We start from the raw sequence: 7,209 nt of genomic DNA, 5'->3' as shown, positions 1-7,209 counted from the left end.
CTTCCCGTAGCCTGAGCAAAGGTCAATCGCTCTTTTCTACCAGTTGTCTCGAACCGTCCGCTCAAAACCTGCATCCCATCACCCAGGCATAATCAGGCTTTGAGGCACTTGTGTCCGGCAGTCAGGTTGGGATGTTCCTCAATAAACTGTTGCAATAGCGCTATCCCTTTTGTCCACTCCCCTCGGCAAATGTGATAAATTCCCAGGGAATTATGAGCATCAGGGGCATCGGGAGCTAGTTGTAGAGCAGCTCGAATTAACTGTTTTGTCTGCTTGCCCTCTTGACCTGAGACTAATCCCAAACGACAGCGATGATCCGCTAACTGTTTAAGAGTGGGGAAATCTTTGGGGGCTAACTGATGTAATCGCTCCAAACGGCGGGATGCTTCTGGAAAGTCACCCACTGCTAAAAGGGGTTGATAACTGTTTCGCAAAGCGATCGGGTCATCTGGGTTAAATTCCAAAATTCTATTGAATGCCTGTAAGGCTTCTACAGGAGATTCTCGATTCAGGTGAACCTGTGCCAGAGCATGGCCATGAGCTGGGTTGTCTGGTTCTGTGGATGCTGCTAAAGAAAACAGCCTTGCTGCCTGCCTTTGGCGTCCGCGACAGACTTCAATCAAGCCAGCCACATGGTGCTGAGTGGCAATATTCCCCGACCAGGGCAAGGCACTTTGATACACTTCAATGGCCTCAGCCTTTCTGGCCATCAACTGGAATATCTTGCCCAGTTGCAGCCGTACGTCAATTAATTGGGGCTGGCTTTCTATGACGTGGCGATACTCTTCAATTGCCTCCTGCCAGCGACCCATAGTATACAGCAGCTTTGCCAGTTCTCGACGTTTCTTCCATCCTGTAGGATGCTGCTGGATATACTTATTTAATGTGTTTAGCTTCAGACCTTGTCTAGTTGGTTTACTATCTAAGACCAGGTGAGCGCTCATTTCCACCCCAGAAGCTTGGGTGATTGGTACTAAGCATGTGGTAGGGCTTCTTGACATTTAGCAGTAACCTTTCCCTTGAAACAGTTAGTCCTGTTCTGATTATCTGTTGTAAAGATTGCTCTATCATCCTGGCAAAGTCACAGTAATTTGTCACTAATTGTCACTAATTTTGTAACTAAAAGTAAAATTTTGGCGTAAGTATTAAGTTATCAGCTATCAGCTATCAGCTATAGCAATCCTATCTGATTCGTGAAATAAATCGGCTGCTTTAAGGCAGAAGGCAGAAGGCAGAAGGCAGAAGGCAGATGATAAGGAAGAAGCAGCTAATTTTAAGCAGTCCAGTGATTTGACAAATGATTTAGGATTGCTATATCAGCCGACGGCTGACGGCTGACGGCTGACGGTATTTTTTTTTGTCCAATAAAACTTCGGATCTCTTTTGCCTATTGCCTATTGCCTATTGCCTTTTGCCTCTTGCCTTTTGCCTTTTGCCTTTTGCCTTTTGCCTCTTGGTAAGGATTCAGGTGTGGAGAAAAGGGATGAGGGAAGGAGGTTGGGTTAAATGACCCGATTGAGCCATAAGAGCTTGCTCGTTCGCGTAGCGTGACCAAAGGTCAAAAAATCCATCACCGACCGTTTTTGAAAACGGCAAGTTTGGACTGGTCGTGTAGTAAATTAGCGGTCTGCTCGAAACGTTCTTCAGAACGAGAGCCACCACTAACCTTACGCTTGGTCACTGCCAAACGTAAAGACCTCTCGGCGAGATTATTATCTGGTGGAACTTGGGGATGGTCTAAAAAATACCACCATTGGGAAGCCTTCTGTTTGAGAGAGCGCAGTAACTTACCTGCTTCGGCTCCTGCCACCGACCACCAGGTTTCTAGAGTTAACTGTATCTGAGTTTTGAATTCCCTAACCCACTGTTGGTACTCTGTCTCATCGCCATTTTCTGGCCAGAGGCGATAATGGCGAAAAGCTTCATCAATCAGACTCACGAGTGCTTCTCCAATCGCTCGGTTGTGTAGTCCAGGCTGTTTGATTAACCTCAGAAAATGACGACGTAGATGGGCTAAACATTTCTGTTGAGCGCTGACTGGATAGCCATTATACACATTCAAGTCATCACTACTAAGAACACCCCTGTATTTACTGCCCAACTGAGATTCCAGTTCGACACGTCCCCTGGTGTCAGCAGCCCGAAAGAGACAAAAATCTCGATTGCTAAAGACCCACAGCCATTCCTTAATGCCTTTTACAGGCCAAGGAGTTTCATCTACATGAATAGACGGTTGTTCTGTTTTTACCCATTCTGACAATTGCTCAACATGAGGTTTAATCGCCAGTTCAACCCGTTGATTGGTGTTGACTAAAGTCCCATTACCGATCTCAATCTTGCCCAATTCCCATAACATCTCTTGTTGTTTTTTATAGGGGAGATGTCCATAATTCCCTAACCATCCCAGAAAAGCTTGTAGCTTGACCCCTAAATCTTGTCCGGGTATCATCTCAACAGACCAAGAGGCTGATGTTACCGCACCACAGCCCCTACATTGACAATGGTAACGATGGTACTCAACTACCTCGATTGGTTTGTTCACCAGTTGGGCTACTTGTTGAGTGTCTACCAATACAGGTTGATCTAAAAATTCTCTTTGACCACACTGACTACACACAGACGGTTGCAAGATTTCGGTTCGGTCTATTCTGGAAAACCCTTTACGAGTTTTTCCCCGATGACCTGGTTGTCCTCCGGGTTTTCTCTTTTTGGCCTCAGAGGTGGGACAATCCTCCTTTTTTAGGGCTTTTTCGGATTTTTTCAGTAGATCAGTTGATGGGGGTTTGGAGGAAGTCTTACTATCGTGGGTCCCGACTCAGCTTTAATTTCTCAATTTCTAGCTGTAGTTCCTCAATCACTTTCTGTTGAGTCAATAGCATCTTTACCAGTTCCGCTTTTGACAACTGGTTTAGGCTTTCTGGAGTTAGCGGAACTGGTGAGTGACTCATGTGTTTACTTTACCCTAGTTTGCTTCAAAGTCAATCCCGCAGACTTTAAAGAAGCTCCCTTCTTTGGCCTTGCAGCGATCCCTGTGACCTGAATCCTTACGCCTCTTGCCTTTTGCCTCTTGCCGCAAAACGTGTTTTTACAACTCAAATAGAAATACTATATTATGATCTGACCTGTGCCAGAATACTCTCCATTTCTGATAGGTTGAGAGGAACTTGGAGTACTTCTGTGTTGAACACAAAGAAAGGAGTACCATTAACAGCTAAGGTCTGGGCTAATTTCAGATCGTCCCTAATGGCAGCTTCGGCTCCAACACTGATGCGATCGCGATTAAATTGCTCTAGATCGAGATTAATATCTTGGGCGATCGCCACATACAATTCTTCATCCAAGTTATCTTGCTGCTCAAACAGGGCATCTTCATACTCCCAGAATTTCCCTTGCTGAAAAGCCGCCCAAGCTGCTTTAGCAGCAGGGAGTGCTTGAGGATGAATCTGAGTCAGAGGCAAATGCTTATATACTAAGGTTACCTGATCGGAATGTTTGTCCATAAAATCCTTTACGCTTTGGTTAGCTTCGGCACAAAATGGACATTGAAAGTCAGAAAACTCCAACAGGACAACTTGATTTTCCGCCACACCAGTAGTAGGAGAATTCCCAATTATCGATGTTGGCTGTGTCATCATTTGCTGCAAAAATGCTTGCCTGGATTGGGCTAGCTCTTGCTGTTTTTCCTGCTGGTAAGCCTGCACCGATTCTAAAATCACCTCTGGATTATTCCGGATAATGCTTAACACTTGCCCTTCTAGTTGATCAGTGTTAGCAAGGTTGTTGCTGCAACTGCTCAAAGTGACCAAACACAGGAATAAGCTAACAATAGTTATGGAAATCCGATACAACTGTTTCATTTTATGTTGACTGCTAAATCAATAAAAATCTATCTATAAAACTATCCAACAAATCGGTAAGTTAGATCAAGTCTAATCAGCCTAGAGGTAGGATGAGCAAATTAACTGCCCACCCTACCTTAGGGAAATAATCAAGTTAATGCGCAAGTGCTCTCACAGACACAGCTAGAGTTAGCTTGTACACTCTGTTAGTAATTTGAGAAAGTGTTAGTTGATTACACTACACATTCACAAACTGACATCTCGCCCCATTCAGTGGTCCACCACTGACCATCCCATTCGTAGCCGAAGCCAGCATCACTACAAGTTGTCGGGCATTTGCCTTGAGCATCATCATTGCTCCAGATTGGGCCAGCTTCGATTGCTACAGGAGACTTGGCACATTGACAAACTGACATCTCGCCCCATTCAGTGGTCCACCACTGACCATTCCACTTGTAGCCTGAGTCGTAATTTTCACAAGTTGCTGGGCATTTGCCTTGAGCATCAGCATTGCTCCAGATTGGACCAGCTTCTACAGTTTCGATATTTCCAGCAAATGCACTGGTAGCGAAGCCCAATACTAGGGAAGCAGTCAACAGGACGCAAAGAGCTGACTGGGTAAAAGCGGCAAAAATTTTCTTGATTTTAGACATGTTGATCCGATATAATATCCCAATTGATCAATTTAAAACCAACTTTTAGGTAAACAGACATCCCACCTTGGCTGATTCCCAGCTTTAGGGAATGCATTTGCCCTGTTCGGGATGCTCTGCTTACTTTCCTTGGCTTCTATATATAAAACGATCTCACCATGGGGTTTGTGACAAATTTTTTGAGTTTGGAGCTTTTTTTTTGACTAGGGAGTCGGGAGTCGGGAGTCGGGAGTCGGGAGTTGGGAGTCGGGAGTCAGGAGTTAGGAGTCAGGAGTCAGGAGTCGGGATTAGCCAGGATAACACCACACTCCCCACACTCCCCACACTCCCCACACTCCCCACACTCCCCACACTCCCCACACTCCCCACACTCTCTTTCCCGATTCCCGATTCCCGATTCCCGATTCCCTGGGCGCAGCGCTATAACACCTTGCCCTGCTACGCAATCAGGCTGGATGATTGGAACCAGCACTCGGGTAGTGCTTCGAGACAGGTAGTAGTGATCTTGTAATCGATTGATTCTAAACTGCAGCCCATACCCATCGGGACTGGAGAGTCAGATCTGGCAGATTTATGCGATCGCGTCCTTTCCACCTCAGAACCATTCAACTCTGAACAATACTCTGAACAATACTGATGCAACTGCTTTTGTAGCATTTCTCGTGCCCGTTGAATTCGCTTACGAACGTTGTCCTGGGAGATAGCAAGGTGTTGGGCAATCTCTTCATAAGACTTTTCCTGATAGTAGTGCAGGAGCAAGGGAGTGCGATGTTTGATAGGTAGCGTATTGATCGCATCCCGGAGGTACATCTCCATTTCCACAGAAAGGATAGCTGACAGAGGACATGAATCAGTTTCGTTGATGATCTGGCATTGTGCGATCGCTATCTCCTCAAGAGTGTCTGTATTTCTTGCCCGTTGTTTCCGTTCTCGATGCATATCCATACAGAGGTTATAGGTCAGTCGAGTCAGCCAGGCTTTGAAATTAGTAATCTTTCCAGCATAGTCTGGCAATTTATCCCACGCTTTGAGACTAGCTCTGGATAGGGCTTCTTCAGCATCGGTATGGTTGTTTCCCATCCACTGGAGGCAACGACTGTAAAGATACTGGTGATAGGGCTTCCATAACTGCCAAAAGGCAGTGCAAAACCCCAAAGGTATCTTGTCAAGCTTGCTCTGAGACAGTTTTTTCAGTAGGGTCTGCTCCCGAGATTCTGTCTCTAGTTCTAGCTTTTGCATTGGGATTTCTTCTCCTTGGACAACGTTCAGGGTTGAGCAACGTTTGTCTGCCAACTCATCCAAATTCCCGGGATGATCAACCCCTTGCCAAAAGGCACGCTGATATCGTGGCTGATCAAACTGGTGTGGACACCTCAAACACTAACCAATAACAAGGGTAATCAAACCGGAATTTGGGCTAATCGATTGCACCGTGATCACAAGCCATCCTCAAAAGAACCAAATGCTTAGATCACAGCTTTTAGTTCCATTGGTGAGGGGCTTAAGCTACATGAAACTGTTGACAGACAAGGGTGATAGTTCTGTATTGGTGAATACAGAACCAAACTAGCATGCCAATAAAAAACAATAATAAACTTAGATGAAGATTCGGTGAAGCCTCTGATTATTGGCAGGGGGTTTTGGGTAGTAAAATGGGGGGCAACCGATTAAGATTGCCTTTGGTCAATGTTAGATAGCTTTTTATAAAGGGACTAAAGTGACTGTAGGAATAGTTTTGAACAGGTTGTCATAACTGCAACAATGCAGTATAATGTTTTGGATTACTATTAATAGGTACTGTCGGTTGTCTTAAGTTGGTTAACTGTGTCATAGGTTTAATGTTTTGCACGGGGATCTTTTCTTTCCACGGCAACTGGGCAAGATTCACGCCCTTGTTGAGTTGATTGCCTCACTGCTTACACCCGAATCAAAATAGTTCTGTTCAGCCATGCTATTTTCCAGCAACTTGTGTGACCAACCTACCTTGATTTAATCGGTGATATGATCGCGTAGCGTGGCCAATAGGCCAATCAAGCTGAATAAAAGTCTTTGTGGACAAATCCAAATAAAGTGTATCTTTAAATACGGAATTTTGAACCGTCAAAATGGTAGATTACCAGTAAAAACTAAAAATAGTATAATATTTGGTCTGAGCAAAAATATAAGAGTGGCATAAACTGGAAAAAATGCGATACGCGAGCATTGAGCCCTTACGAGAATGCGCTTAGCCTTTTCTGCAATCAGAAATCCACCAATCAAATTCACAACTATAGCCATTCCCGCTCTAGGTGAGCTCAATCTCGAACAGCCTCCGAAGGAGAGAGTAGGCACACTGGACGAAGAGATGAAATTTGGATATTAATGGCATACCTTTTTCATCAATAGCTTGTTAAACTGCTTCTTTAGTAGCTGGTTTAAGATAAGGCCAAGTAGCTTTTTTCATTTCTAAATTCAACCTTTAATAGAAACCTCTTTATTAAGCCATTCCATAAAACCAGATTTGACTGATTCAGGAAAAAGTTATGCAATCAAATTTGAATAGGTAATTTACCAATTACCTGTTCAATCTCTTCTCGATAGCCAGACTAGGGTAAGCATTCAGGTGATGGGGTTGACAAAAAGGGAAGGATGAGTAGTAGTGTAGAACCATGGAAATCAAACCGCCAGCTATCCCAAATAGCTTTGAAGCTCTGGAACTGCTGCCCCAATCAGTTCTG

Annotated in this window: 6 protein-coding genes and 1 pseudogene; 1 reads left to right on the top strand and 6 read right to left on the bottom strand. The window is 44.5% G+C overall.

Translation table 11 applies throughout. The features are described 5' to 3' along the window. Window positions 1-92: 92 nt before the first annotated feature. The 5 genes and pseudogenes from F6K46_RS37025 to F6K46_RS37005 form a co-directional block, all read right to left on the bottom strand. Entirely contained in the window at window positions 93-1,001 is a 909-nt protein-coding gene (locus tag F6K46_RS37025) for a tetratricopeptide repeat protein (protein ID WP_293067746.1), read from the bottom strand. 386 nt (window positions 1,002-1,387) lie between these two features. Further along, window positions 1,388-1,555, bottom strand: a complete 168-nt coding sequence (locus F6K46_RS37020) for a hypothetical protein (RefSeq protein WP_293067749.1) — start codon at window positions 1,553-1,555, stop codon at window positions 1,388-1,390. A gap of 7 nt (window positions 1,556-1,562) precedes the next feature. Continuing rightward, window positions 1,563-2,948, bottom strand: a pseudogene (locus F6K46_RS37015) (IS66 family transposase); the annotation flags it as partial. A gap of 162 nt (window positions 2,949-3,110) precedes the next feature. Beyond that, window positions 3,111-3,857 carry a thioredoxin domain-containing protein gene (locus tag F6K46_RS37010; RefSeq protein ID WP_293067743.1) on the bottom strand — a complete coding sequence of 249 codons (747 nt, stop codon included), beginning with the start codon at window positions 3,855-3,857 and terminating at the stop codon, window positions 3,111-3,113. A 215-nt stretch (window positions 3,858-4,072) separates the two neighbouring features. Beyond that, window positions 4,073-4,492, bottom strand: a complete 420-nt coding sequence (locus F6K46_RS37005; RefSeq protein ID WP_293067740.1) for a mannan-binding lectin — start codon at window positions 4,490-4,492, stop codon at window positions 4,073-4,075. Between the two features lie 199 nt (window positions 4,493-4,691). Here F6K46_RS37005 and F6K46_RS37000 point away from each other — a divergent pair, with 199 nt between their 5' ends. Then, a complete protein-coding gene (locus F6K46_RS37000; protein WP_293067737.1) occupies window positions 4,692-5,003 on the top strand; it encodes a hypothetical protein in 312 nt (103 codons plus the stop codon). Here F6K46_RS37000 and F6K46_RS36995 read toward each other — a convergent pair. Next, window positions 4,931-5,869, bottom strand: coding sequence for an RNA polymerase sigma factor (locus tag F6K46_RS36995; RefSeq protein WP_293067734.1), 939 nt, complete (start codon window positions 5,867-5,869; stop codon window positions 4,931-4,933). The genes F6K46_RS37000 and F6K46_RS36995 overlap by 73 nt on opposite strands. Window positions 5,870-7,209: the final 1,340 nt, after the last annotated feature.

Source organism: Moorena sp. SIO3E8, from assembly GCF_010692445.1.
In the GTDB taxonomy this organism is placed as follows: domain Bacteria; phylum Cyanobacteriota; class Cyanobacteriia; order Cyanobacteriales; family Coleofasciculaceae; genus Moorena; species Moorena bouillonii.
The sequence above is the reverse complement of the archived record's forward strand: the minus strand, read 5'-3'. Positions and strand labels throughout refer to the sequence as shown.

Bases quoted from the DNA above. Each gene is read 5' to 3' on its own strand.
- F6K46_RS37025 (WP_293067746.1), bottom strand. From the start codon at position 1,001: ATGTCAAGAAGCCCTACCACATGCTTAGTACCAATCACCCAAGCTTCT.
- F6K46_RS37010 (WP_293067743.1), bottom strand. From the start codon at position 3,857: ATGAAACAGTTGTATCGGATTTCCATAACTATTGTTAGCTTATTCCTG.
- F6K46_RS37005 (WP_293067740.1), bottom strand. From the start codon at position 4,492: ATGTCTAAAATCAAGAAAATTTTTGCCGCTTTTACCCAGTCAGCTCTT.